Origin of the sequence: Escherichia sp. WS2035 (genome assembly GCF_046487065.1) — a bacterium.
Taxonomy (GTDB): Bacteria; Pseudomonadota; Gammaproteobacteria; order Enterobacterales; family Enterobacteriaceae; genus Escherichia; species Escherichia coli.
The window spans coordinates 12055-37642 of record NZ_JBJQKD010000003.1 but is presented as its reverse complement, the minus strand read 5'-3'; the positions used below and the strand labels follow the sequence as shown (position 1 = coordinate 37642).

Annotated in this window: 15 protein-coding genes and 6 pseudogenes; 13 read left to right on the top strand and 8 right to left on the bottom strand. The window is 49.5% G+C overall.

All coding sequences use genetic code 11. The features are described from left to right. The first annotated feature begins 11 nt into the window (after window positions 1-11). From cdiA to ACJHX4_RS07085, 3 genes and pseudogenes are all read left to right on the top strand, one after another. The gene (gene cdiA, locus ACJHX4_RS07095; protein WP_001531945.1) at window positions 12-9878 is read left to right on the top strand and encodes a contact-dependent inhibition effector tRNA nuclease; all 9867 of its coding nucleotides are present in this window, start codon (window positions 12-14) and stop codon (window positions 9876-9878) included. 13 nt (window positions 9879-9891) lie between these two features. Then, complete coding sequence (locus tag ACJHX4_RS07090) at window positions 9892-10212, top strand: hypothetical protein (RefSeq protein WP_000355946.1); 321 nt, start codon at window positions 9892-9894, stop codon at window positions 10210-10212. Between the two features lie 123 nt (window positions 10213-10335). Continuing rightward, a pseudogene (locus ACJHX4_RS07085) lies at window positions 10336-10839 on the top strand (IS4/IS5 family transposase); the annotation flags it as partial. A gap of 18 nt (window positions 10840-10857) precedes the next feature. Here ACJHX4_RS07085 and ACJHX4_RS07080 read toward each other — a convergent pair. Beyond that, a pseudogene (locus ACJHX4_RS07080) lies at window positions 10858-10962 on the bottom strand (integrase core domain-containing protein); the annotation flags it as partial. Here ACJHX4_RS07080 and ACJHX4_RS07075 point away from each other — a divergent pair. Then, window positions 10918-11223: a surface-adhesin E family protein gene (locus ACJHX4_RS07075; RefSeq protein ID WP_001335038.1), complete on the top strand. Its 306-nt coding sequence runs from the start codon at window positions 10918-10920 to the stop codon at window positions 11221-11223. The pseudogene ACJHX4_RS07080 and the gene ACJHX4_RS07075 sit on opposite strands and share 45 nt — an antisense overlap. A 53-nt stretch (window positions 11224-11276) precedes the next feature. Here ACJHX4_RS07075 and ACJHX4_RS07070 read toward each other — a convergent pair. The 4 genes and pseudogenes from ACJHX4_RS07070 to ACJHX4_RS07055 form a co-directional block, all read right to left on the bottom strand. Beyond that, window positions 11277-11401, bottom strand: a pseudogene (locus ACJHX4_RS07070) (hypothetical protein). Between the two features lie 42 nt (window positions 11402-11443). Continuing rightward, entirely contained in the window at window positions 11444-12562 is a 1119-nt protein-coding gene (gene nanY, locus ACJHX4_RS07065; RefSeq protein WP_000611570.1) for a 2,7-anhydro-N-acetylneuraminate hydratase, read from the bottom strand. Window positions 12563-12573: 11 nt separating this feature from the next. Beyond that, a complete protein-coding gene (locus ACJHX4_RS07060; protein WP_000246906.1) occupies window positions 12574-13791 on the bottom strand; it encodes an MFS transporter in 1218 nt (405 codons plus the stop codon). A 1029-nt stretch (window positions 13792-14820) separates the two neighbouring features. Then, window positions 14821-14997 (bottom strand): annotated as a pseudogene (locus ACJHX4_RS07055) (transposase domain-containing protein); the annotation flags it as partial. 152 nt (window positions 14998-15149) lie between these two features. Between ACJHX4_RS07055 and ACJHX4_RS07050 the strand changes: the two are divergent. The 6 genes and pseudogenes from ACJHX4_RS07050 (at window position 15150) to ACJHX4_RS07025 (ending at window position 18336) form a co-directional block, all read left to right on the top strand. Then, entirely contained in the window at window positions 15150-16148 is a 999-nt protein-coding gene (locus ACJHX4_RS07050) for a VENN motif pre-toxin domain-containing protein (protein WP_001335043.1), read from the top strand. An 81-nt stretch (window positions 16149-16229) separates the two neighbouring features. Continuing rightward, a complete protein-coding gene (locus ACJHX4_RS07045) occupies window positions 16230-16460 on the top strand; it encodes a hypothetical protein (protein ID WP_001350109.1) in 231 nt (76 codons plus the stop codon). Beyond that, entirely contained in the window at window positions 16417-16866 is a 450-nt protein-coding gene (locus ACJHX4_RS07040; protein ID WP_000250900.1) for a hypothetical protein, read from the top strand. Before ACJHX4_RS07045 ends, ACJHX4_RS07040 begins: the two co-directional genes overlap by 44 nt. Then, the gene (locus tag ACJHX4_RS07035; RefSeq protein ID WP_000627272.1) at window positions 16863-17219 is read left to right on the top strand and encodes a DUF596 domain-containing protein; all 357 of its coding nucleotides are present in this window, start codon (window positions 16863-16865) and stop codon (window positions 17217-17219) included. The genes ACJHX4_RS07040 and ACJHX4_RS07035 overlap by 4 nt, the downstream gene beginning before the upstream one ends. Window positions 17220-17223: 4 nt before the next feature. Further along, window positions 17224-17740 (top strand): annotated as a pseudogene (locus ACJHX4_RS07030) (VENN motif pre-toxin domain-containing protein); the annotation flags it as partial. A 38-nt stretch (window positions 17741-17778) separates the two neighbouring features. Next, complete coding sequence (locus ACJHX4_RS07025) at window positions 17779-18336, top strand: hypothetical protein (RefSeq protein WP_001335046.1); 558 nt, start codon at window positions 17779-17781, stop codon at window positions 18334-18336. 164 nt (window positions 18337-18500) lie between these two features. Here ACJHX4_RS07025 and ACJHX4_RS07020 read toward each other — a convergent pair. The 3 genes and pseudogenes from ACJHX4_RS07020 to pgtP form a co-directional block, all read right to left on the bottom strand. Then, window positions 18501-18808 (bottom strand): annotated as a pseudogene (locus ACJHX4_RS07020) (transposase); the annotation flags it as partial. Window positions 18809-18895: 87 nt separating this feature from the next. Next, complete coding sequence (locus tag ACJHX4_RS07015; protein WP_000639469.1) at window positions 18896-19261, bottom strand: hypothetical protein; 366 nt, start codon at window positions 19259-19261, stop codon at window positions 18896-18898. A 42-nt stretch (window positions 19262-19303) separates the two neighbouring features. Continuing rightward, on the bottom strand, window positions 19304-20668 hold the full coding sequence (gene pgtP, locus ACJHX4_RS07010) for a phosphoglycerate transporter PgtP (protein ID WP_000948757.1): 1365 nt from the start codon (window positions 20666-20668) through the stop codon (window positions 19304-19306). Window positions 20669-21066: 398 nt separating this feature from the next. On the opposite strand from pgtP, the gene pgtC reads away from it, so the two are divergent. The 3 genes from pgtC to pgtA are packed head-to-tail and all read left to right on the top strand — an operon-like array spanning window position 21067 to window position 25527. Further along, on the top strand, window positions 21067-22284 hold the full coding sequence (gene pgtC / locus ACJHX4_RS07005) for a phosphoglycerate transport regulator PgtC (protein WP_085961702.1): 1218 nt from the start codon (window positions 21067-21069) through the stop codon (window positions 22282-22284). Next, window positions 22281-24290, top strand: a complete 2010-nt coding sequence (pgtB, locus tag ACJHX4_RS07000; protein WP_000790442.1) for a two-component system sensor histidine kinase PgtB — start codon at window positions 22281-22283, stop codon at window positions 24288-24290. Before pgtC ends, pgtB begins: the two co-directional genes overlap by 4 nt. After that, window positions 24280-25527 carry a two-component system response regulator PgtA gene (gene pgtA / locus ACJHX4_RS06995; protein WP_001531941.1) on the top strand — a complete coding sequence of 416 codons (1248 nt, stop codon included), beginning with the start codon at window positions 24280-24282 and terminating at the stop codon, window positions 25525-25527. Before pgtB ends, pgtA begins: the two co-directional genes overlap by 11 nt. Window positions 25528-25588 lie beyond the last annotated feature (61 nt).

The window sequence follows — 25588 nt, the reverse complement described above, 5'->3', positions numbered from 1 at the left end:
GGATTATTACCATGCATCAGCCTCCCGTTCGCTTCACTTACCGCCTGCTGAGTTACCTTATCAGTACGATTATCGCCGGGCAGCCGTTGTTACCGGCTGTGGGGGCCGTCATCACCCCACAAAACGGGGCTGGAATGGATAAAGCGGCAAATGGTGTGCCGGTCGTGAACATTGCCACGCCGAACGGGGCCGGGATTTCGCATAACCGGTTTACGGATTACAACGTCGGGAAGGAAGGGCTGATTCTCAATAATGCCACCGGTAAGCTTAATCCGACGCAGCTTGGTGGACTGATACAGAATAACCCGAACCTGAAAGCGGGCGGGGAAGCGAAGGGTATCATCAACGAAGTGACCGGCGGTAAGCGCTCACTGCTGCAGGGCTATACGGAAGTGGCCGGCAAAGCGGCGAATGTGATGGTTGCCAACCCGTATGGTATCACCTGTGACGGCTGTGGTTTTATCAACACGCCGCACGCGACGCTCACCACAGGCAAACCTGTGATGAATGCCGACGGCAGCCTGCAGGCGCTGGAGGTGACTGAAGGCAGTATCACCATCAATGGCGCGGGCCTGGACGGCACCCGGAGCGATGCCGTATCCATTATTGCCCGTGCAACGGAAGTGAATGCCGCGCTTCATGCGAAGGATTTAACTGTCACTGCAGGCGCTAACCGGATAACTGCAGATGGTCGCGTCAGTGCCCTGAAGGGCGAAGGTGATGTGCCGAAAGTTGCCGTTGATACCGGCGCGCTCGGTGGAATGTACGCCAGGCGTATTCATCTGACCTCCACTGAAAGTGGTGTCGGGGTTAATCTGGGTAACCTTTATGCCCGCGAGGGCGATATCACCCTGGATGCCAGCGGCAGACTGACTGTCAACAACAGTCTCGCCACGGGGGCCGTCACTGCAAAAGGTCAGGGCGTCACCTTAACCGGCGACCATAAAGCGGGAGGTAACCTGAGCGTCAGCAGCCGGAGCGATATCGTTCTCAGCAATGGAACGCTTAACAGCGACAAGGACCTCAGCCTGACCGCCGGCGGCAGAATCACTCAACAGAATGAAAAACTGACTGCCGGCCGGGATGTAACGCTTGCCGCGAAAAACATCACACAGGATACCGCCAGCCAGATTAACGCGGCCCGCGATATCGTGACTGTCGCCAGTGACACGCTGACAACACAGGGACAGATAACCGCCGGGCAGAATCTCACGGCCAGCGCCACCACGCTGACACAGGACGGAATATTGCTGGCGAAAGGTCATGCGGGACTCGATGCCGGCACGCTGAATAACAGTGGTGCTGTTCAGGGGGCTTCCCTGACGCTCGGCAGTACAACGCTCAGCAACAGTGGCTCCCTGCTCAGTGGCGGTCCCCTGACCGTGAATACCCGCGACTTTACCCAGAGCGGCCGCACTGGCGCGAAGGGCAAAGTGGATATCACGGCCAGTGGGAAACTGACCAGTACAGGTTCGCTGGTGAGCGATGATGTACTGGTGCTGAAGGCGCAGGATGTGACACAGAACGGTGTGCTGTCCGGCGGCAAAGGGCTGACGGTCAGTGCGCAGGCGCTGAGCTCCGGTAAAAAATCGGTCACCCACAGCGATGCTGCGATGACGCTGAATGTGACAACAGTGGCGCTGGACGGGGAAAACAGTGCCGGTGACACCCTCCGGGTTCAGGCAGACAAACTGAGTACCGCAGCGGGCGCACAGCTTCAGAGCGGTAAAAATCTCAGCATCAACGCCAGAGATGCACGTCTTGCAGGTACGCAGGCAGCACAACAGACCATGGCGGTGAACGCCAGTGAAAAGCTCACCCACAGCGGGAAAAGCAGCGCCCCGTCGCTCAGCCTCAGTGCGCCGGAACTGACCAGCAGCGGTGTGCTTGTTGGTTCCGCCCTGAATACACAGTCACAGACCCTGACCAACAGTGGTCTGTTGCAGGGGGAGGCCTCACTCACCGTTAACACACAGAGGCTTGATAATCAGCAGAACGGCACGCTGTACAGTGCTGCAGACCTGACGCTGGATATACCGGACATCCGCAACAGCGGGCTTATCACCGGTGATAATGGTTTAACGTTAAACACTGCCTCCCTCAGCAATCCGGGAAAAATCATCGCTGACACGCTGAACGTCAGGGCGACCACGCTGGATGGTGATGGTCTGTTGCAGGGCGCCGGTGCACTGGCGCTTGCAGGCGACACCCTCTCACAGGGCCGTAACGGACGCTGGCTGACGGCGGGCGACCTCTCCCTCCGGGGTAAAACACTGCATACCGCAGGGACCACGCAGGGACAGAATCTCACCGTGCAGGCGGACAGATGGGCGAACAGTGGTTCCGTGCTGGCAACCGGTAACCTTACTGCTTCGGCAACCGGTCAGTTGACCAGTACCGGCGATATCATGAGCCAGGGTGACACCACGCTGAAAGCAGCCACCATGGACAACCGGGGCAGTCTGCTTTCGGCCGGCACGCTCTCCCTTGATGGAAACTCACTGGATAACAGCGGCACTGTCCAGGGTAACCATGTCACGATTCGCCAGAACAGTGTCACCAACAGTGGCACGCTCACCGGGATAGCCGCGCTGACGCTTGCCGCCCGTATGGCATCCCCTCAACCTGCGCTGATGAATAACGGAGGTTCATTGCTGACCAGCGGCGATCTGACAATCACCGCAGGCAGTATTACCAGTTCCGGACACTGGCAGGGCAAACGGGTGCTGATCACCGCAGACAGTCTGGCAAACAGCGGGGCGATCCAGGCGGCTGACAGCCTGACTGCACGTCTGACGGGTGAGCTCGTCAGCACAGCGGGCAGCAAAGTCACCTCGAACGGTGAAATGGCGCTCAGTGCACTGAATTTAAGCAACAGCGGACAATGGATTGCAAAAAATCTGACCCTGAAGGCGAACTCACTGACCAGTGCGGGTGACATCACCGGTGTGGATACTCTCACGCTCACGGTGAATCAGACGCTGAACAATCAGGCGAACGGAAAACTGCTCAGTGCAGGTGTGCTGACGCTGAAGGCAGACAGTGTCACAAACGACGGGCAATTACAGGGAAATGCCACCACCATCACGGCAGGACAACTCACAAACGGCGGGCATCTGCAGGGCGAAACGCTGACGCTGGCCGCCTCCGGTGGCGTGAACAACCGTTCCGGTGGTGTTCTGATGAGCCGGAATGCACTGAATGTCAGTACTGCGACCCTGAGTAACCAGGGCACGATACAGGGTGGTGGCGGGGTTTCCCTGAACGCCACAGACCGTCTGCAGAACGACGGCAAAATCCTTTCCGGCAGTAACCTCACGCTGACGGCGCAGTTGCTGGCGAACACCGGCAGCGGACTGGTACAGGCTGCCACCCTGCTGCTGGATGTGGTGAATACTGTCAACGGCGGACGCGTACTTGCCACCGGCAGTGCCGACGTTAAAGGAACCACGCTGAATAATACCGGTACGCTTCAGGGGGCGGACCTGCTGGTGAATTACCACACATTCAGCAACAGCGGTACCCTGCTGGGAACCTCCGGGCTTGGCGTCAAGGGCAGTTCACTGCTGCAAAATGGTACAGGGCGGCTGTACAGTGCAGGCAACCTGCTGCTTGACGCTCAGGACTTCAGTGGTCAGGGGCAGGTGGTGGCCACCGGTGATGTCACACTGAAACTGATTGCTGCCCTCACGAATCATGGTACCCTGGCCGCAGGGAAAACCCTTTCCGTCACGTCGCAAAATGCCATCACCAACGGCGGTGTGATGCAGGGTGATGCCATGGTGCTCGGTGCCGGAGAGGCATTCACCAACAATGGAATGCTGACTGCCGGTAAAGGCAACAGTGTTTTCAGCGCACAGCGTCTTTTCCTTAACGCACCGGGTTCACTTCAGGCCGGTGGCGATGTGAGTCTGAACAGCCGGAGTGATATCACCATCAGTGGTTTTACCGGCACGGCAGGCCGTCTGACAATGAATGTGGCCGGTACCCTGCTGAACAGTGCGCTGATTTATGCGGGGAATAACCTGAAGCTGTTTACAGACCGTCTGCATAACCAGCATGGTGATATCCTGGCCGGCAACAGTCTGTGGGTACAGAAGGATGCTTCCGGCGGTGCAAACACAGAGATTATCAATACCTCCGGGAATATTGAGACGCATCAGGGCGATATTGTTGTAAGGACCGGGCATCTTCTGAACCAGCGGGAGGGATTTTCTGCCACAACAACAACCCGGACTAACCCCTCATCCATTCAGGGAATGGGAAATGCTCTGGTTGATATTCCCCTTTCCCTTCTTCCTGACGGCAGCTATGGCTATTTCACCCGTGAAGTTGAAAATCAGCACGGTACGCCCTGCAACGGGCACGGGGCATGCAATATCACAATGGATACGCTTTATTATTACGCTCCGTTTGCTGACAGTGCCACACAGCGCTTTCTCAGCAGCCAGAACATCACAACAGTAACCGGTGCTGATAATCCGGCAGGCCGCATTGCGTCAGGGCGTAATCTTTCTGCTGAGGCTGAACGACTGGAAAACCGGGCGTCATTTATCCTGGCGAATGGGGATATCGCACTTTCGGGCAGAGAGTTAAGCAATCAGAGCTGGCAGACGGGGACAGAGAATGAATATCTGGTATACCGCTACGACCCGAAAACGTTTTACGGTAGCTATGCCACAGGCTCTCTGGATAAACTGCCCCTGCTGTCACCGGAATTTGAAAACAATACCATCAGATTTTCACTGGATGGCCGGGAAAAAGATTACACGCCCGGTAAGACGTATTATTCCGTTATTCAGGCGGGCGGGGATGTTAAGACCCGTTTTACCAGCAGTATCAATAACGGAACAACCACTGCACATGCAGGTAGTGTCAGTCCGGTGGTCTCTGCACCGGTACTGAATACGTTAAGTCAGCAGACCGGCGGAGACAGTCTGACACAGACAGCGCTGCAGCAGTATGAGCCGGTGGTGGTTGGCTCTCCGCAATGGCACGATGAACTGGCAGGTGCCCTGAAAAATATTGCCGGAGGTTCGCCACTGACCGGTCAGACCGGTATCAGTGATGACTGGCCACTGCCTTCCGGCAACAATGGATACCTGGTTCCGTCCACGGACCCGGACAGTCCGTATCTGATTACGGTGAACCCGAAACTGGATGGTCTCGGACAGGTGGACAGCCATTTGTTTGCCGGACTGTATGAGCTTCTTGGAGCGAAACCGGGTCAGGCGCCACGTGAAACGGCTCCGTCGTATACCGATGAAAAACAGTTTCTGGGCTCATCGTATTTTCTTGACCGCCTCGGGCTGAAACCGGAAAAAGATTATCGTTTCCTGGGGGATGCGGTCTTTGATACCCGGTATGTCAGTAACGCGGTGCTGAGCCGGACGGGTTCACGTTATCTCAACGGACTGGGTTCAGACACGGAACAGATGCGGTATCTGATGGATAACGCGGCCAGACAACAGAAAGGACTGGGATTAGAGTTTGGTGTGGCGCTGACAGCTGAACAGATTGCTCAGCTTGACGGCAGCATACTGTGGTGGGAGTCAGCCACCATCAACGGACAGACAGTCATGGTCCCGAAACTGTATCTGTCGCCGGAAGATATCACCCTGCATAACGGCAGCGTTATCAGCGGGAACAACGTGCAACTTGCGGGCGGCAATATCACCAACAGCGGCGGCAGCATCAACGCACAGAACGACCTCTCGCTCGACAGTTCCGGCTATATCGACAACCTGAATGCGGGGCTGATAAGCGCGGGCGGTAGCCTGGACCTGAGCGCCATCGGGGATATCAGCAATATCAGCTCAGTCATCAGCGGTAAAACCGTACAACTGGAAAGCGTGAGTGGCAACATCAGCAATATCACCCGGCGTCAGCAATGGAATGCGGGCAGTGACAGCCAATATGGTGGTGTGCATCTCAGCGGTACGGACACCGGTCCGGTTGCGACCATTAAAGGCACTGATTCACTTTCGCTGGATGCAGGGAAAAACATTGATATTACCGGGGCAACGGTCTCGTCCGGTGGAGACCTTGGAATGTCTGCGGGTAATGATATCAACATTGCCGCAAACCTGATAAGTGGGAGCAAAAGTCAGTCCGGTTTCTGGCACACTGATGACAACAGTTCATCATCCACCACCTCACAGGGCAGCAGCATCAGCGCCGGCGGTAACCTGGCGATGGCTGCAGGCCATAATCTGGATGTCACGGCATCCTCTGTTTCTGCCGGGCACAGCGCCCTGCTTTCTGCAGGTAACGACCTGAGTCTGAATGCAGTCAGGGAAAGCAAAAACAGTCGCAACGGCAGGTCAGAAAGTCATGAAAGCCACGCAGCTGTGTCCACGGTGACAGCGGGCGATAACTTCCTCCTTGTTGCCGGTCGTGATATTGCCAGTCAGGCTGCCGGTATGGCTGCGGAAAATAACGTGGTCATCCGGGGCGGACGTGATGTGAACCTGGTGGCAGAGTCTGCCGGCGCAGGCGACAGCTATACGTCGAAGAAAAAGAAAGAGATTAACGAGACAGTCCGTCAGCAGGGAACGGAAATCGCCAGCGGTGGTGACACCACCGTCAACGCAGGACGGGATATCACCGCTGTTGCGTCATCCGTTACCGCAACCGGCAATATCAGCGTGAATGCCGGTCGTGATGTTGCCCTGACCACGGCGACAGAAAGTGACTATCACTATCTGGAAACGAAGAAAAAAAGCGGAGGTTTTCTCAGTAAGAAAACCACCCGCACCATCAGTGAGGACAGTGCCACCCGTGAAGCAGGCTCCCTGCTGTCGGGGAACCGCGTGACCGTTAACGCCGGTGATAACCTGACGGTAGAGGGTTCGGATGTGGTGGCTGACCGGGATGTGTCACTGGCGGCGGGTAACCATGTTGATGTTCTTGCTGCCACCAGTACAGATACGTCCTGGCGCTTTAAGGAAACGAAGAAATCCGGTCTGATGGGTACCGGCGGTATTGGTTTCACCATTGGCAGCAGTAAGACAACGCACGACCGGCGCGAGGCCGGGACAACGCAGAGTCAGAGTGCCAGCACCATCGGCTCCACTGCCGGTAATGTCAGTATTACCGCGGGCAAACAGGCTCATATCAGCGGTTCGGATGTGATTGCGAACCGGGATATCAGCATTACCGGTGACAGTGTGGTGGTTGACCCGGGGCATGACCGTCGTACTGTGGACGAAAAATTTGAGCAGAAGAAAAGCGGGCTGACGGTTGCCCTTTCCGGCACGGTGGGCAGTGCCATCAATAATGCGGTTACCAGTGCACAGGAGACGAAGGAGAGCAGTGACAGCCGTCTGAAAGCCCTGCAGGCCACAAAGACAGCGCTGTCTGGTGTGCAGGCCGGACAGGCTGCGACAATGGCCTCCGCAACCGGTGACCCGAATGCGATGGGAGTCAGCCTGTCGCTCACCACCCAGAAATCGAAATCACAACAACATTCTGAAAGTAACACAGTATCCGGCAGTACGCTGAATGCCGGGAATAATCTGTCTGTTGTCGCAACCGGTAAAAACAGGGGCGATAACCGCGGAGATATTGTGATTGCCGGAAGCCAGCTTAAGGCCGGTGGTAACACAAGCCTGGATGCCGCGAATGATATTCTGTTGAGTGGCGCCGCAAACACACAAAAAACAACGGGCAGGAACAGCAGCAGTGGCGGTGGCGTGGGTGTCAGTATCGGTGCCGGTGGTAACGGTGCCGGTATCAGCGTCTTTGCCGGCGTTAATGCGGCAAAAGGCAGCGAGAAAGGTAACGGTACTGAGTGGACTGAAACCACAACAGACAGCGGTAAAACCGTCACCATCAACAGTGGTCGGGATACGGTACTGAACGGTGCTCAGGTCAACGGCAACAGGATTATCGCCGATGTGGGCCACGACCTGCTGATAAGCAGCCAGCAGGACACCAGTAAGTACGACAGTAAACAGACCAGCGTGGCTGCCGGCGGCAGTTTTACCTTTGGCTCCATGACCGGCTCAGGTTACATCGCTGCCTCCCGGGATAAGATGAAGAGCCGCTTTGACTCCGTTGCTGAACAAACCGGAATGTTTGCCGGTGATGGTGGCTTCGACATTACAGTGGGCAGACATACCCAACTGGATGGTGCGGTGATTGCCTCCACTGCCACACCGGATAAAAACCACCTGGATACCGGAACGCTGGGGTTCAGTGACCTTCACAACGAAGCGGATTATAAAGTCAGTCACAGTGGAATCAGTCTGAGCGGTGGTGGCAGCTTCGGGGATAAATTTCAGGGTAACATGCCGGGTGGCATGATATCCGCCGGAGGTCACAGCGGACATGCGGAAGGAACGACTCAGGCCGCAGTGGCAGAAGGCACTATCACCATCCGGGACAGGGACAATCAGAAGCAGAATCTGGCGAACCTGAGCCGTGACCCTGCGCACGCTAATGACAGTATCAGCCCGATATTTGACAAGGAGAAAGAGCAGAGGCGTCTGCAGACAGTGGGGCTTATCAGTGACATAGGCAGTCAGGTGGCGGATATTGCGCGTACACAGGGAGAACTGAATGCGTTGAAGGCCGCGAAGGAAGCAACCGGCGAAACACTTCCTGCTAATGCAACAGAGAAACAACGTCAGGAATATCTTGCGAAACTGCGTGACACGCAGGCTTACAGGAATGAAATGGCGAAGTATGGTACCGGCAGTGAAATTCAGCGGGGTATCCAGGCCGCGACAGCCGCGCTTCAGGGACTGGCGGGTGGTAATTTAGCGGGTGCTCTGGCCGGAGCTTCTGCACCGGAACTGGCGCATCTGCTGAAATCAACAGAAAAAGACCCGGCAGTAAACGCCATTGCTCACGCCATTCTGGGCGGTACAGTAGCGGCAATGCAGGGTAATAATGTTGCTGCTGGTGCAGCAGGCGCAGCAACGGGAGAGCTGGCAGCCAGAGCGATTGCCGGAATGCTGTATCCGGGAGTGAAGCAGTCAGACCTCAGTGAAGAGCAGAAGCAGACGATAAGTACGCTGGCAACTGTGTCAGCAGGGCTGGCCGGCGGTCTAACCGGAAACAGCACCGCATCAGCAGCAGTGGGAGCACAGAGCGGGAAGAATGCTGTTGAGAATAACTACCTGAGCGTGTCTGAAAAGACAGAACTTGAGATAGCAAAACAGACGCTTAAAAACAGTAAAGATCCGGCAGAGCGTGAAAAGGCACAGCAGAAATATGATGCATTGCTTGAAAAAGATATTGCCAGTGATAAGGAGGTTATTGCTGCCTGTAGTAATGGTAATGCGAGTAGTTCAGCGTGTGCCAGCGCAAGACTGAAAGTTATTGCGTCGAAAGAAGGGTACGAAGATGGCCCTTATAACTCGAAATACAGCCAGCAATACGCTGATGCGTATGGTCAGATAGTCAATCTCCTCGATATCACCAGTGTTGATGCACAGAATCAGCAGCAGGTGAAAAACGCCATGATTAACTATTTCATGGTCACCAAAGGGGTGGATCGTCAGACCGCAGAAAGCTACACCGAAACAACGCAGGGCTTGGAGATCATTGCGGCTTCGGTAACGCCTCTTATAGGGCAAGCTGCATCAAATAAATTAAGCTACCTTGGTATTGGGAAAAAGATATCCTTTGATGGTGATTTTTATACTGTAGATGGAATGAAATTCAGCAAAAGTTATTATGAGAAATTATGGGAGCAAGGCAGACCTGCGCCATTCGTGCAAGCAAGAGAAGTGTTGAATAGCAATCCAAAAATTGAGCCGGATCCTAGAGGCGCACCTGGCTACTTAAGATATGAAGGTGCAGGTCTTGAAATGATCTATAACCCGAAAACGGGACAAGTTGGTCATATTCAACCAGTCAAGGTTAAATAAAAAGAGGAAGTAAATGGATATTTGGCCTGAATTTCAACGAGATCTTGAGATGTATCGAGATGTTGTTTTATCAATAAAACGTAACCTTCGGTTGTATGAGGAGTGTATTGAATCGTTAGTTCATCAGATCGGAAGCACCAATTTTGATAATGCGCAGCCTCTATTTGATGACCTCTTTCGTATGCAATCTGAACTTGCTACTATGTTATACAAATATGAATATAAGCCAGGAAAAAGGATACAAGATTTAATATATCATCTGGACAGGGATGATTTTTACTCAAGAAAATATTGGCATAAAAAATTCAGTGATGGATTGGCATGGCCTGAATAATAGAAGTAGAAATCCCGCCCTCAGTTAGCGCTGAGGAATCCCTAGTAATGGGCGGGTAAAAAAGACAGGCATAGAGTTTTGTGATCTACTGATTTGTGCAACCAATTCAATGAGATCGCTTCTATGCCTGCTCGACAAGTATGTCAGAATTTTTTCCACGATGCGTTAGCACCGTTTCACAAATACCGACAAAATGCTTTGCTGGATGCCACCATCGCTCTCATCAATGGCGCATCACTGACGTTGACCAGCATCGGGCGTTATTTACCCGGCTTGGCTCGGGTCAAAAATAAAATCAAACGCGTTGACCGACTGCTCGGTAATGAATCTCTTCACCGCGATATCCCACTGATTTTCAATAATATTATTGCCATGCTGACTAGCCAGCTATCTCTTTGTGTCATCGCCGTTGACTGGAGTGGATATTCATCTCAGGAGCATCATGTGCTCCGCGCCAGCCTGCTCTGCGATGGATGCTCGCTTCCCCTGTTAAGCTGGGTAGTCCCGTCAGAAAAACAGCAGAACTCGCAGATACAAAAAAACTTCCCAGATGCCCTTGCCGAGGCTGTAAACCCTGTGGCCAGAGTCATAATAGTTACCGATGCGGGTGTTCTTACCCCCTTATTTCCAGACAGGGGCTGTATCTTAAGTTAACATTACCCGCTGACGTCGATATTCTCGCGGAGAGCGATAACCCAACGCACTATGCGGATGGTTTTCATTGTAATGCTCGATCGCCACTGCAAGGTTTATATTGCCTGTTCATCGATCATCAATCTCGTGAACTGTGAGACGAAACAGCGTACACTGTTTGAACGTATCTACTTTTCCCAATACTGGGCGAAGGGAGATGTTATTGCGAAGCGCGCTCCAATTAGTCAGTGGGAACCTTATTCGGAAGAGTCACTGCTTGTCATCATCGTCACCAGCGTCTGTCGTATTAAAGTCGCGATGCTAAAACCTGAACCTCCCAGAGATCCCCATATCCCGCTAATGGGGGATTTTAACTAAAACTTAGCGCTATCGCTGCATATTGTAACTATCCCGCATCACGTATGCATAAATTATGACGCCATACGGGGAACAAATACACAGAGGAAGAAAAAGATTAGATTGGTTTTAAGGGATTTTTTATCATAAATGGCGCTGCTAAAATTATGAGATTATCGAAGATAAAATTCTTGATCATACATAAAAGGCCTCCTGAATTAAATCAAGAGGCGTATAGTTTTTATATTACTGATGTATGTTTAATGATCTCACTGATTTTCACTTTCCTGTCCTGCGATCTTGAAAGAGTGGCAGCATCAGCAGTAGCAATCGCCGACATGGCCGCCTCACCATTGAGAAGGTCAATATAATCTTCTTCAGGTTTTGCACCACTGAGGATATTATGGAGGAATAACGTCTCCTTTCTTATTAAACTGGCAAGCCATAATGGTGTTTTTTTTCCAGGATGACCATATGCTATAGCGCCATCCATTTCTGAGGTCATATTGCCTTTCCGACGATCATCATCTTCTTCTTGTGTTTCATGGACCAAAAAATGCTTTGTCTGACCGCCAATCCTAAGTGACCCTGCTGTTTCTTGCATATCAATTTTAATAGAGCCTTTAGTTCCATTGATGATGACATAATGTTCTGGCCAGTTAAATGCACTCCCCCACTCTAAGGTTGCTAGTTTTCCTGACGGGAATTCCAAGGTCATAAATAACATATCATCTTCATTGCCAAACCCTAGACCAGAATGAGCTAAATTTCCACCAATCATAGTAACCGTCTCTGGTATTTCTCCAAGTAAATGCTGAACACAATCTAACTCATGTATATGATGATATAGATGTCCACCAGATTGTTCTTTCATCTTTTTCCAGGAAAGTCTCTCCTGTTTGTTTTCCCAGCCATTTCTCTTGGTATGACATGATAATATTTCGCCGATAACACCTTCTTTAATTAACTTCCGTGCATATTGAACTCCATTGAAAAAATTCATAATATGCCCAGCCATAAAGGTCACACCAGCTTCTTTACACGCTTTGACCATATCCACACAATCTTCATAACTTAATGCAATTGGTTTTTCACAAAAAACATGCTTCTTATTCTTTGCTGCTTTAATTACTGGATCTTTATGCAGATAATTTGGGGTGGCTACGATCACACAATCGACTAATTTACTTGAAACTAAAGCATCCAAGCTTGACATATTGATACATTGCAATTCACGGGCAATAGTTTCTCCATTTTCAGGATCGTATACACATGTAATTTTTGCATTATCATGCATATTCATAAAACGAGCTAATTCAGCGCCAAAGTATCCAACACCAACAACGCCATAATTAATCATAAAGCCTCCAATTATTTAGCCACGGATAGTTTATAAATTTTACCTGGAATATCAAAACCAACTAACAAAATTAATAAGGCAGAGAATGCAACCGTAACAATGAATAATGAAACACCTAAGCCATAATATCTAGAAATGTATGTAGCTAATACAGGTGCGGCCATTCCTCCAGTTGCCCCTAAGTTATAAATAAGACCGGTCCCTAATCCTCTTAATTTTGTTGGAAAGTAATCATATATAAATTTTGGAACCAACCCTGCAATACCTAAATTTGTAAACATTAATCCAAAGAGACATAATCCTATAAGAAAAGAGTTTTTCACAGAAATAAAAAAAAGAGGACAAAGGAAAATAAATGAAGTTATTAGACCAACTACAAATGTTTTTTTTACACCAATCTTATCACCAACAAAACCAAAAAATATTGTACCTGTCAGTGTACCTAAACCTGCTATTGTCATCAGAGTTGAAATAACCACTGTATTAACTCCATTATCTGCTAGGTAGGAAGGAAGTAGTCCGTTTATCGGCCAGTTTGCACCAAATAGACAAAAACAGACGAGGAAAACGATCATAGAGATTGAAAGATGTGGTTTTCTGAAGACAGACAAAAATGTTGATTTATCCTTATATTTATCTTCAATCCACTCCTGACTTTCTGGAGCACTTTTTCTGATCCAAAGAACTAGTAAAACTGGTAACAGGCCTATAAAAAAAGAGTTTCTCCATCCATATACTTCAGCAAACTGAGGGATTATTTGTGCCGCAATAATATTTCCAACAGAAAAACCACTTACCAAAAAAGCACTAGCTTTAGATTGAAGATTTTTAGGCCAACTTTCTACTGCATAAGTTGAAGCACATGCATATTCACCAGACATCCCTAAGCCAACAATAAAACGGCAAACTGCGAGCATATATAAGTTTGTAGCAATACCGCTAAGGCCTGTTCCGACTGAGTAAATGATAATTGCCCACATCATCATTGGCTTACGCCCATATTTATCAGCCATGGCACCAAAAAAACCGCCCCCAATAGGTCTGGCTATGAAGGCCACTGTCCCTATTAAAGTGGCCTGAATATCCGTAATGCCAAGATCTGCTTTTATAATATGAAGAATGTAAAATATCATCATAAAATCAAAGCCATCAAATACATATCCAAGCCATGCAGAAAAAAGAGCTTTCCGTTGTGGTGGATTAACTTGTTTATACCATACTGTTGCCATATTTGTTTCCTGTGTTATTCTAATACAGCCCTTAAAGTAAATATTAGGGAGCCTCAACAATATCCAGCAATAATTATATTGTCTTCAAATACGCCAGTACTATTAATTGTTATCAATACCTAATCAGTACAATCTTTTTCTCCATTTCTTCTTAACATATTTCACGCTATGAAAGATAAAACTGATACCCACCTTCAGTTTTGGGTCACCATCAAAAAAAATGTTCGCCAGATATTCCACCACTGGCACAGTTCAACCCTGCTTCAAAAATTGACTTATTCATTGTGCTCATTTTCGTAGTCCGTTCAGGTTGAATAAAACTCCCTTAGTCAAATGAGGAAAGACTGAGAGGTTATTACTTTAGCTTACGTTATAGCTGTTTTCCTTTGCAGTATTTCTTTGCTTTTCTGTATACCTTTATACCTGTTATACCAGATCAAAAAACAAGCAATCCACATAACAAAACGCGTTTTGTTACTGATGTCACAAATTGAGCATATTTTTGTATCTGATAGTTTGTTACAAACACCACAACCAAGATGCCTATTTCGTTTCAGCATCAACTGTTAAATTATCTGGTTGCCAACGAGAATACTGAGCTTTTTTGTCCCTAAGACTGACCGTCAACGCAACAATCTTTGACTGTTTGACATTGTCATGCCCGCAGGCCAGCGGATCTAAAGACATCAGACTGCTTGCATCAGCCAGTTGCGTATCTGGCTATGTCCCTTAATTGGTAAGGGTTCGAGGAACTCAACATTAACGCATTTTTCAGCGCATCACCGACAGTGTATATGAACGATTGCACTCTGACGATGGTTGATTTATTTGGTTGCATAGGGGCTAGCTAGTCTGGTACCGGAGGCTGGATCTGAAGTACTGACCCTAGGAATAACGCCGGGCTGACTCATATTCTGACCCATTGTCAGCCCGCGTGTTTACTGCTCTAGCTCATTTCCTGTTGTCAGGCATTCAATTCCCAACTGCAGGTTATGGCCCGGTGAGCGAACACCTGACGGCAGGTATCACTCACCCGGAGAAGGTAAATCCCTCAAGGGGCAGCAACTCTGCCAGTCGCTCCTCCGGCCACTCCGGCAGACGTGTCAGGACGTCTGTCAGCCAGGCATGTGGCTCCAGACCGTTGCGTTTCGCGGTTTCCAGCAAGCTCATTATTTGCGCAGCGCGTTCTCCCGCCATACGACAGCCGTCAGAGCAGTGCGTCAGCGGGCGGCAGTTTTACCTGGGGTGCTGGCAGAGGTGGTTATGGCAGCGCCAGCCGCGATAATATCCACAGCAACTATGATTCCGTTAATGAGCAGAGCGGTATTTTCGCAGGCCGGGGTTATTTTGATATCACTGTGGGGAATCACACTCAGCTCGATGGTGCGGTGATTGCTTCGACAGCACCTGCCGACAGGAACTCGCTGGACACCGGTACTCTGGGCTGGTCGGATATCCATAACCAGGCAGACTATAAAGCCAGCTATACCGGAATCAGTTTATCGGGTGGCTCAGGGATGTCAGCCAGCCAGATGGTGGCCTCAAATGCAATAGCCGGTGCGGCGAACGCACTTACCGGTATGTCCGGCAGCAGTGGACATGCTGAAGGTACCACGTCATCCGCCATCAGCGGCGGAAATCTCATTATCCGTGATAAGGAGAGTCAGAAGCAGGATATTGCCGGGCTCAGCCGGGACCCGGAAAACGCCAACGGCAGCATTGCACCGATATTTGACAAGGAGAAAGAACAGAAGCGTCTGCAGGAAGCGCAGGTTATCAGCCAGATTAGCGGTCAGATGAGTAATATCGTAATGACGTATGGCGAAACTGAAGCGATGAAAGCAGCCTGGAAAGAGCATCCTGGCATGAGCGATGCACAGTTGCGGGAGACTCCGGAATACAGAGAGGTCATGAAAGGCTACGGTACGGGCAGTTCGCCGCAGATGGTGGTACAGGCCATCACGGGCGTGCTGGGCGGACTGAATGCAGGGAACCCGGGGCAGGTATTGGCGGGCGGTCTGAATCCGGCAGTGGCACAGCTTATAAAACAGTCCACCGGCGATAACCGGGAAGCAAACCTGATGGCTCACGCAGTCTGGGGTGCACTTGCCGCACAACTGGGCGGAAACAATGCGGCTTCCGGTGCTGCTGGGGCATTCAGTGGTGAACTTGCAGCCTGGTATATCATTGATAACTACTACGGTGGTCGTACCGATAACCTGAGTGAACAGGAACGTCAGCAAATCAGCATGCTGGCCACCATTGCCTCTGGTATTGCGGGGGGACTTGCAGGCAACAGTACGGCGTCTGCCGGTACGGGTGCACAGGCAGGAACTCGGCTGAAAACAATATGCTGAACGTGATAGCCACTGAAACAGCAGCTAATACGGCAGCAGCAATAGCTGGTGCTACAGGTAATGCCAGTAAGGATACCGGGAATGATAATAGCTGGGATACCGGTGGTGTTACGCTGGCTACGGGAACAGTGTGCTGTACGTGATCCGAGTCGCGATGGCACCCGAGGACCGGGGCATGTGCTGAATGGCGACAATACAGACGGAAACAAACAGCCGAATCTGGGCAAAGACGTAGCGAGCGCAACGGATAAGGATAAAGCTGAGCTTGGTGGTGCAGGTGCTGGAATACCGGGGGGGATGGGGACCGGATAATGAAGAAAAAGCCCGTCATCAGGAGGTTCAGCAACAACGATTTGATGAACTGAGTAAAATATATGATAAAAGTCACCCGGCCGGAGAGTTAACGGTGGATGGGCAGACTATCAGGCAGAGTTCGGTAAGTAACCGTTATGGTACGACGAAAGTGTTTGAAAGCCAGACTTTGACGGATAAACAGATCCACAATTACGCACAGCAACTGGCAGGCGATACACCGCTGAAAGAGGTAAAATCGGGAATCTACACGTCTAAACTATCAGATGGTTCGGTAATAACACTTAGAAACATATCTACATCAGAAGGTCAGACAGGCGCTCGTTGGACTATAGATATTCGTAATAACCAAAAGCTTACTGAACTGGGGAATAAATATTCACGTGTGGAGATTAAGTTCAAATGATTACTGAGTTAAGTGAAAGAGAATACAAGGAGTTGACAGACGCTGCAGAGGGACAGACTCTTGATGCTATTTTGTGTTATTCAGTTCCTGATATTCACCCTGCAGAGTTTAGTTTTGCAGATAGAAGAGAAATCTTTTTTTGGGCATTAACCCGTCTTCTGAAAGAAGGGCGTATCAAACTCGCCAAGCACGGTAAGTTTTTGGAAGGAAGTGTTGACGAGCAGGTTGAGCGTTTTCGACAGGCATTTCCGAAAACAGAAGAAGAGATGGAAGACGGTATCTGGTTTTTTGATGAGAGTTGTCCGGGGGGGGCTGTTTGGGTGCTTGAAGATGGCTCTCTCGAATGGACCTGATAACCCCTTCACAGCGCAGGATGCGGCGCAGCGAGCGTATAACAACGATATGGCGGCCTCAGTTTTTGGTACCGGAGGGAACGATACAGGCTACAACGGCAGCGGTACAGGGACTGGCCGGCGGTAATCTGAGTGCAGCCCTGGCAGGTGGTGCAGCACCGTATCTGGCCGAAGTGGTGAAAACCATGACCACAGACCCGGTTACCGGTGAGGTGAATAAGGCTGCAAATGTGGCTGCTCATGCCGTGGTGAATGCCGCACTGGCTGTGGCACAGGGAAATAACGCTCTTGCCGGTGCTGTAGGTGCAGCCACCGGCGAGGTGGTGGGAATGATAGCCACACAGATGTACGGTAAGCCGGTGAGTGAACTGAGCGAGACAGAGAAGCAGACGGTCTCGACACTGGCAACGGTTGCTGCTGGCCTGGCCGGTGGTCTGGTGGGCGACTCGGGGCTTCAGCGGTAGCCGGCGCACAGTCAGGTAAGACGACTGTTGAGAATAATTTACTTGGCGGTAGTGAAGATGCTCAGGCTGCGTGGATACGCCAGCATGGTATCGACATGGCAACATGTGCAGAAAACCCTTCTGGTGCCGCCTGCCAGAAAGCAATGAATGAGAGGGATGCTGTAGGGCTGGCTCTGGCAACAGGTACAGTGGCACTACTCCCCGGTAGTGCTCAGGCTGTGTGGGGACTGGGAGCAAGTGCGAATGCTGGTATCAGTTATCTGGCTGATGGTACTGTAGATCCGACAAACGCAGCCATTGCAGGCTGGGTGAATGTGTTCAGCATGGGTAATGGCCTGGCGGGGACTGTGGGCTGGAATGCGGCAGGTGGTGCGCTGGGTAACTGGATTGACAACAAAGATCCTCTGTCTGGTGCAATTTCAAATGGTATCGGTTCTGCTGCCGGGTATGGTATCGGTAAAGGTATTACTTGGGGGACAGATAATATTACGAATGCTGTAGGAAAATGGGTGACAAATGGCTGGGATCCTAAGTACGATCCAACATGGATAAAATATGCTGAAGTAAATCGTAACGATATCATTCGAGAAGGCATGAAACCGAGCAATGTTCTTGGAACTGCTGGAGATATTGGCGGTTCTATAGGATCCTAGCTAGGTGGAAAAGTAACTTAGTCTGCAAGGATCAGGAGTTACAGACGGCATTGGCTTTACGCTTACCGTTTTTTTACGCGCCAGAACAAGACTATGATAGCGTTGCCCTTATAGACGATCACATTATCGTCCACTCCGACTTTGCGCAACTACTGTAGAGTGGTGTACTCCGCGGCTTCTTTGAGGATCTCAACTTCCATGTTTTTTTACCCAGCAAGGGCTGTAACTCTTTTATTTTTATAGCGGCAGCCAGTTCTGAGGCAGGAACAACATCCTCTCCGGTAGTAACAGCAGCGAGACTTCCTTCCAGGTATTGTTTTTTCCACTTAAACAACAGACTGGGCTGAATACCATGCAAATGCGCCACATGGGACACCCTCATGCCAGGCTCCGTTGTCTGCTGAATAATGGCAATTTTTTCCTGAGGAGTTTTACGTTTACGAAGCTCCTGCCCCAGCAAAGTTCCAGTTATCTCAAAATTAGAACTAGTGTTAGACATATATCCAAGCCTATCTCTTATTTTAAGATACATCCACTGTCTGGCGTTTCAAGGGGCGCTTCAAGTTTTTTCAGACAGTTGAACTAGTATACCAATACATTCTTGTTCAGCATCAATGATACATGCTTGGTATGTCGGGAAAAAAACAGAGGTTTCTTTTACAATATATCCACAATCATAACATTGATACCATTTCCAGCCTTTTTCCTGAATATAGGAAATATGTAGAAAAAGTGGCAAGACCGATTCGTCTGAGTATCCCTGTTTTTTAGCATTTTCAATGCATAACAATTGCGAATTATATGCGTTATCTGATTGAGACAAAAGATATCCATTTTTCTCATGACAATACCATCTCCATTTATTGTCATCAGTCTTATAAAATTTCCATATTAATCTCTGATTTCCAGATATCTTATAAATCATAATATACTCCACTCCCCAAGGAGACGGCCCTGGGGAAGGTAATCAGTGTTCTTTTATATATGCGGCTCTGTGACGTTCAAGTTCAATTGCACCACGATGTGATAACCAGCAGAAAATGATGCAACAAATAATACCGCAGCCAAGAAGATAAAATCCGCCATGCCAGCCAATATGATCGACCATAATACCAAACAGGCTGGTGCCCAGAGACGCACCGAAGATATAGCTCATAAAACCGCGTAAGCCTACTGCAGAACCAACAGCAAAGCTGGGAACGATCTCCATAGTCTGAACGGAAGCCAGAAATTGTGGAACGTAAATCAGGCAACCAACAATGGCAGCAAAAATTGTCACCATAAACAGCGATTCACTTTTCCAGTAGCCAATCAGGCAAATGAAAATCAGCGCCATACAAATCATCGCCAATGGCATACGACGCCCTTTAAACAGTTTGTCTGACAACCAACCGGCAAGTAGCGTGGAAGGGATTGCGGCCCATTCAAAAAATAAAAACGCGACGCTCATTTGTTCTTTAGAAAAATGTTTCACCGTCAGCAGATAAATAGGCAACCAGCTAATCATCCCGAAGCGTACCATGTATACAAATACGTCAACCAGTGAGACATACCAGGCATTTTTATTGCGTAATACATAAGTGCAGAAAATCTGAAAGGCACTCATGTTTTCTGGTGCTTTTACCGTCTGTCGGGTATTCAGGACGACTTTTTCTTCCGGCATCATCTCTTCCAGAGAGGGTAGACCTTCCTGACGTGGGGAACCTTTACCGAGAATCAGCACAATTACCGCAAAAACGATGGCCACGCAGGCCGGAACGATATAGCTCGCACTTTGCCAGTGCTCGCTGCCGAGTAGGGCAAAAGCGGCACCAACAATGGGTGCAACAATACCACCACCGACGTTATGAGAGATATTCCAGAAAGCACCAACCCGACCACGCTCCCGGCGAGGGAACCAGTTAGCAATAGTGATGAAAGAAGGACCAACGCCCATTCCCTGGAAAAGACCATTCAGAATAACCAATACCGCAAAAATCCAGAATGCGGTGCTGAATCCCAGGCCAACGTTAACGATGGCACATAACACCAGCCCACACGCCATAAAGACTTTCGGACTGGCTTTATCGGCAAGGCTACTCATCACTCCTTTGCTGATACCATAGGCGATAAGCATACAGCTACTCAGTACGCCAATTTGTGTGGCGCTGAGATCTAATTGCTCTTTAAGATAAGGCGTCGATAAGGTGAAATTATTACGCACGATATAGTATGCAAGATACCCCAGAAATACACTAAGTAACGCCTGCATACGATAGCGACGATATGTCACCTGAATTTTCTCCGCCGGAACACTATCCGCCGCTTGCCCCGTTTTAAATATTGATAACATGTCTTCACCTGTATTTTATATTGATATGAACACTTGGAGTATTCTGACAATGAGAGTTATATAATTGAGATGAAACATCAAACTGAAAAAATGTGTCACAATTGACACAAATTAATAAAATCAAAGCCTGTTTTTGACCCATTTTATTGATGCATAGACAGGGTAGATTTATGCTTTATCTGTTTTATTGTTAGCATGTGCGGATATTAACAAATCTCATGCTGATTATCGGGTAATCACTGATTAATATATTAACGCTCTCTTTGAGCAGATGTGTTATCAGACGAAGTGTCTGAAACGGGTAATTTTTGTCTCAATGCGATTTTTGCGGTGTATTAATATTTATGACCTGGATCACAAACCGATTTTTTAGCTGGTGCGAAATCGGCATCAAAACCATGATTCTTTTACTGTTGTTGATGGATACCGGGGCCGTCAGGGCTCAACGAAATGAACTGGTGATGGCCACCACATTCTCACCCGGAGCTACCGCGTGGATAATACAGCGCTGGCAAACAGAGCCTGAGTCGGTAATGATCCGTACGCTTAACCGCACCAGTGCCTCACTGGAACAGTTGCTTGATACGGCCAACGTAGAAAACGTCGATCTGATCCTGACTTCATCACCAATGCTGCTCCAGCACCTTCAGGAGCACCAGAAACTTGCCCCGTTTGATGATGCACCCGCAGAAAGCCAAAATCTGGTGCCGGAGTCGATCCGTGCAACCTCCGTTGCAGTAGCAATATCAGGTTTTGGTCTGCTCATTAATCGTCCGGCGCTTTCTGTAAAACACCTTCCTGCCCCTGCTGACTGGGACGATCTTGCTTTGCCGATCTATCAGGACGCTTTATTGATGAGTAGTCCGTCGCGTTCAGATACTAACCATTTAATGGTTGAGTCATTACTACAGCAAAAAGGCTGGGTGAAAGGATGGGAAACGTTGCTGACAAGTGCAGGAAACCTGGTGACAATCTCCTCCCGCAGTTTTGGCGTAGCCGATAAAATAAAAAGCGGACTCGGCGTTGCCGGCCCCGTTATCGATAACTATGCTAATTTACTGTTAAATGACCCCCATCTCTCTTTTACCTATTTCCCCCGGTCTGCGGTATCTCCCACCTACGTTGCAATTCTCAAGAAAAGCCCACACGCCGATGCAGCCCGTCGCTTTATTCACTACCTGTTAAGTCCGAAAGGACAGCGTATTCTGGCCGATGCCAATACAGGAAAATATCCGGTGACACCACTTGCCGCAGACAACCCGCGGGCAACGCAACAACAGCTCCTGATGAATCAACCCCCGCTGAATTATCACCTTATCCTGAAACGTCAGCGTCTGGTGCAGCGCTTGTTTGATACGGCAATTAGCTTTCGGTTAGCACAGCTAAAAGATGCCTGGCGAGCGCTGCACAGTACCGAGGCACGCCTGAAGAAACCATTACCAGAAATACGTGCACTGTTAACACAAGTGCCCGTTGCAGCGGCCAGCAGTGAAGATCCCTTCTGGCTGGCACAGTTCGATAACAAAAGCTTTGCCGAGCAGCAAATGATGGAATGGCAACTCTGGTTTCTGAATAACCAGCGCCTGGCGATAAAAAAACTGGAAGAGCTGAAATGAAAAACATAACGCTGTGGCAGCGTTTAAGACAGGTCAGTATCAGTACCAGCTTACGTTGCGCATTTCTGATGGGGGCACTACTGACCCTGATTGTCAGTAGTGTCAGTCTGTATTCATGGCATGAACAAAGCTCACAAATTCGTTACTCGCTGGATGAGTATTTTCCCCGTATTCACTCTGCTTTCCTTATTGAAGGGAACCTGAATCTGGTGGTAGACCAGCTAAATGAATTTTTGCAGGCTCCCAACACCACGGTGCGATTGCAACTTCGTACCCAGATTATTCAGCATCTCGACACCATAGAACGGCTTAGTCGGGGGCTGTCATCCCGGGAACGCCAACAACTGACGGTCATTTTGCAGGACAGTCGATCACTGTTATCCGAGTTGGATCGTGCGCTTTACAACATGTTTTTACTACGGGAAAAGGTGAGTGAGCTATCAGCGAGGATTGACTGGTTACACGATGATTTTACTACCGAGCTTAATTCTTTAGTGCAGGATTTCACCTGGCAGCAGGGAACGCTGCTGGATCAAATCGCCTCCCGACAGGGCGATACGGCGCAATACCTGAAGCGATCTCGTGAAGTGCAAAATGAACAGCAGCAGGTTTATACCCTGGCACGCATTGAAAATCAGATTGTTGACGATCTGCGTGACAGACTCAATGAACTCAAATCAGGACGTGATGACGACACACAGGTGGAAACTCATCTCCGTTATTTTGAAAATCTGAAAAAAACGGCAGATGAAAATATACGTATGCTGGATGACTGGCCTGGCACCATTACCCTGAGGCAGACTATCGATGAATTGCTGGATATGGGAATCGTAAAAAACAAAATGCCGGATACGATGCGTGAATATGTCGCCGCCCAAAAAGCCTTAGAGGATGCCAGTCGCACCAGGGAAGCGACACTGGGTCTCTTCAGAACGTTACTGGAAGCGCAGCTTGGCAGTACTCATCAACAAATGCAGATGTTTAATCAACGAATGGAACAAATTGTTCGCGTTAGCGGTGGGCTGATCCTAGTGGCGACAGCACTGGCGTTACTGCTGGCATGGGTATTCAACCATTATTTTATCCGCTCACGGTTGGTGAAACGCTTTACCCTACTGAATCAGGCCGTTGTGCAAATTGGTCTGGGAGGCACGGAAACGACTATTCCTGTTTATGGGAATGATGAACTGGGGAGAATTGCAGGATTATTACGCCATACTCTCGGGCAGCTCAATGTGCAAAAACAGCAACTTGAACAAGAAATTACCGATCGAAAGGTGATAGAAGCCGATCTGCGTGCCGCCCAGGACGAACTGATTCAGACAGCGAAGTTGGCGGTAGTCGGGCAAACGATGACCACGCTGGCCCACGAGATCAATCAGCCGCTAAATGCGCTGTCGATGTATCTGTTTACAGCCCGCAGGGCCATTGAACAGACCCAGATAGAACAGGCCTGCATGATGCTTGGTAAAGCCGAAGGGGGGATTAGTCGCATTGACGCCATTATCCGTTCACTACGGCAGTTTACCCGGCGCGCCGAACTGGAAATATCACTCCATGCCATTGATTTAGCAAAGATGTTCAGTGCGGCCTGGGAACTTCTGGCCATGCGTCATCGCCCTTTGCAAGCTACGCTTGTTCTGCCACAAGGTACAGCCACAGTTTCAGGCGATGAGGTCAGAACCCAGCAGGTACTGGTTAACGTACTGGCGAATGCGCTTGATGTTTGTGGGCAAGGCGCTGTCATTACCGTTAACTGGCAAATGCAGGGTAAAACGCTGAACGTATTCATTGGCGATAATGGCCCGGGCTGGCCTGAGGCATTGTTGCCTTCGTTATTGAAGCCGTTTACCACCAGTAAAGAAATAGGACTGGGTATTGGTCTTTCAATTTGTGTGTCGTTAATGGAGCAAATGAAAGGGGAATTACGGCTGGCATCAACGATGACCAGGAATGCCTGTGTGGTACTGCAATTCAGACTAACGGATGTGGAAGATGCTAAGTAGTGAATATTCGATTCTGCTGATTGATGATGATGCAGATGTGCTGGACGCCTACACACAGTTACTTGAACAGTCAGGCTATCGGGTTTTTGCCTGTAACAATCCTTTTGAGGCGCAGGCGTGGATACAACCAGACTGGCCAGGCATTGTGCTAAGTGATGTGTGTATGCCTGGCTGCTCTGGTATCGATTTGATGATGTTATTCCACCAGGATGATCAACAGATCCCCATTCTGCTTATCACCGGGCACGGCGACGTGCCAATGGCAGTTGATGCGGTAAAAAAAGGCGCGTGGGATTTTTTGCAAAAACCGGTTGATCCCGGCAAATTGCTTTCTCTGGTTGAAGAGGCGCTACGCCAGCGTCAATCAATCATTGCGCGTCGTCAGTATTGCCAACAGACATTGCAGGTGGAGTTGATAGGGAGAAGTGAATGGATAAATCAGTATCGGCGACGTTTACAGCAGTTGTCTGAGACAGATATTGCCGTCTGGCTCTACGGTGCCCCTGGCACAGGACGGATGACCGGTGCACGTTATCTGCACCAATTTGGACGTAATGCACAAGGCGAATTTGTCTACCGCGAGCTGACACCAGACAATGCACCACAGCTTAATGATTTCATTGCGCTGGCTCAGGGGGGAACATTAGTGCTCAGCCATCCTGAACACCTGACGCGTGAACAGCAGTACCATCTGGTTCAGTTACAAAGCCAGGAACACAGACCTTTTCGCCTGATTGGTATTGGAGACACCTCGCTGGTCGAGCTGGCCGCCAGCAACCATATCATCGCGGAGCTCTATTACTGCTTTGCAATGACACAAATCGCTTGCCTGCCATTAACTCAACGCCCCGACGATATTGAACCACTGTTTCGCCACTACCTTTGTAAGGCATGTCAACGGCTTAACCATCCTGTTCCGGAAGTGGGAAAAGAGATGCTCAAAGAGATGATGCGCCGCATGTGGCCAAATAATGTGCGAGAGCTGGCCAATGCAGCAGAACTGTTTACTGTAGGAATATTACCGCTGGCAGAAACAGCAAACCCGTTGATGCACGTCGGAACCCCGGCACCGCTTGACAGGCGAGTGGAGGACGCTGAGCGACAGATAATCACAGAGGCGCTTAATATCCATCAGGGGCGTATCAATGAGGTTGCTGAATATTTACAAATCCCACGGAAAAAACTCTATCTCAGAATGAAAAAATACGGTCTTAGTAAGGAGCATTATAAAATTTAACCATCAGACTTGTGAGCTTGTTCATAATGTTATGTCATTTGTGTGATTCATAGACATCGTT

Bases quoted from the DNA above. Each gene is read 5' to 3' on its own strand.
- ACJHX4_RS07035 (WP_000627272.1), top strand. From the start codon at position 16,863: ATGATTACTGAGTTAAGTGAAAGAGAATACAAGGAGTTGACAGACGCT.
- nanY (WP_000611570.1), bottom strand. From the start codon at position 12,562: ATGATTAATTATGGCGTTGTTGGTGTTGGATACTTTGGCGCTGAATTA.
- pgtA (WP_001531941.1), top strand. From the start codon at position 24,280: ATGCTAAGTAGTGAATATTCGATTCTGCTGATTGATGATGATGCAGAT.
- pgtP (WP_000948757.1), bottom strand. From the start codon at position 20,668: ATGTTATCAATATTTAAAACGGGGCAAGCGGCGGATAGTGTTCCGGCG.
- ACJHX4_RS07090 (WP_000355946.1), top strand. From the start codon at position 9,892: ATGGATATTTGGCCTGAATTTCAACGAGATCTTGAGATGTATCGAGAT.
- pgtB (WP_000790442.1), top strand. From the start codon at position 22,281: ATGAAAAACATAACGCTGTGGCAGCGTTTAAGACAGGTCAGTATCAGT.
- ACJHX4_RS07045 (WP_001350109.1), top strand. From the start codon at position 16,230: ATGATAATAGCTGGGATACCGGTGGTGTTACGCTGGCTACGGGAACAG.
- cdiA (WP_001531945.1), top strand. From the start codon at position 12: ATGCATCAGCCTCCCGTTCGCTTCACTTACCGCCTGCTGAGTTACCTT.
- ACJHX4_RS07075 (WP_001335038.1), top strand. From the start codon at position 10,918: ATGCGGATGGTTTTCATTGTAATGCTCGATCGCCACTGCAAGGTTTAT.
- pgtC (WP_085961702.1), top strand. From the start codon at position 21,067: ATGATTCTTTTACTGTTGTTGATGGATACCGGGGCCGTCAGGGCTCAA.
- ACJHX4_RS07060 (WP_000246906.1), bottom strand. From the start codon at position 13,791: ATGGCAACAGTATGGTATAAACAAGTTAATCCACCACAACGGAAAGCT.
- ACJHX4_RS07025 (WP_001335046.1), top strand. From the start codon at position 17,779: ATGGCAACATGTGCAGAAAACCCTTCTGGTGCCGCCTGCCAGAAAGCA.
- ACJHX4_RS07015 (WP_000639469.1), bottom strand. From the start codon at position 19,261: ATGATTTATAAGATATCTGGAAATCAGAGATTAATATGGAAATTTTAT.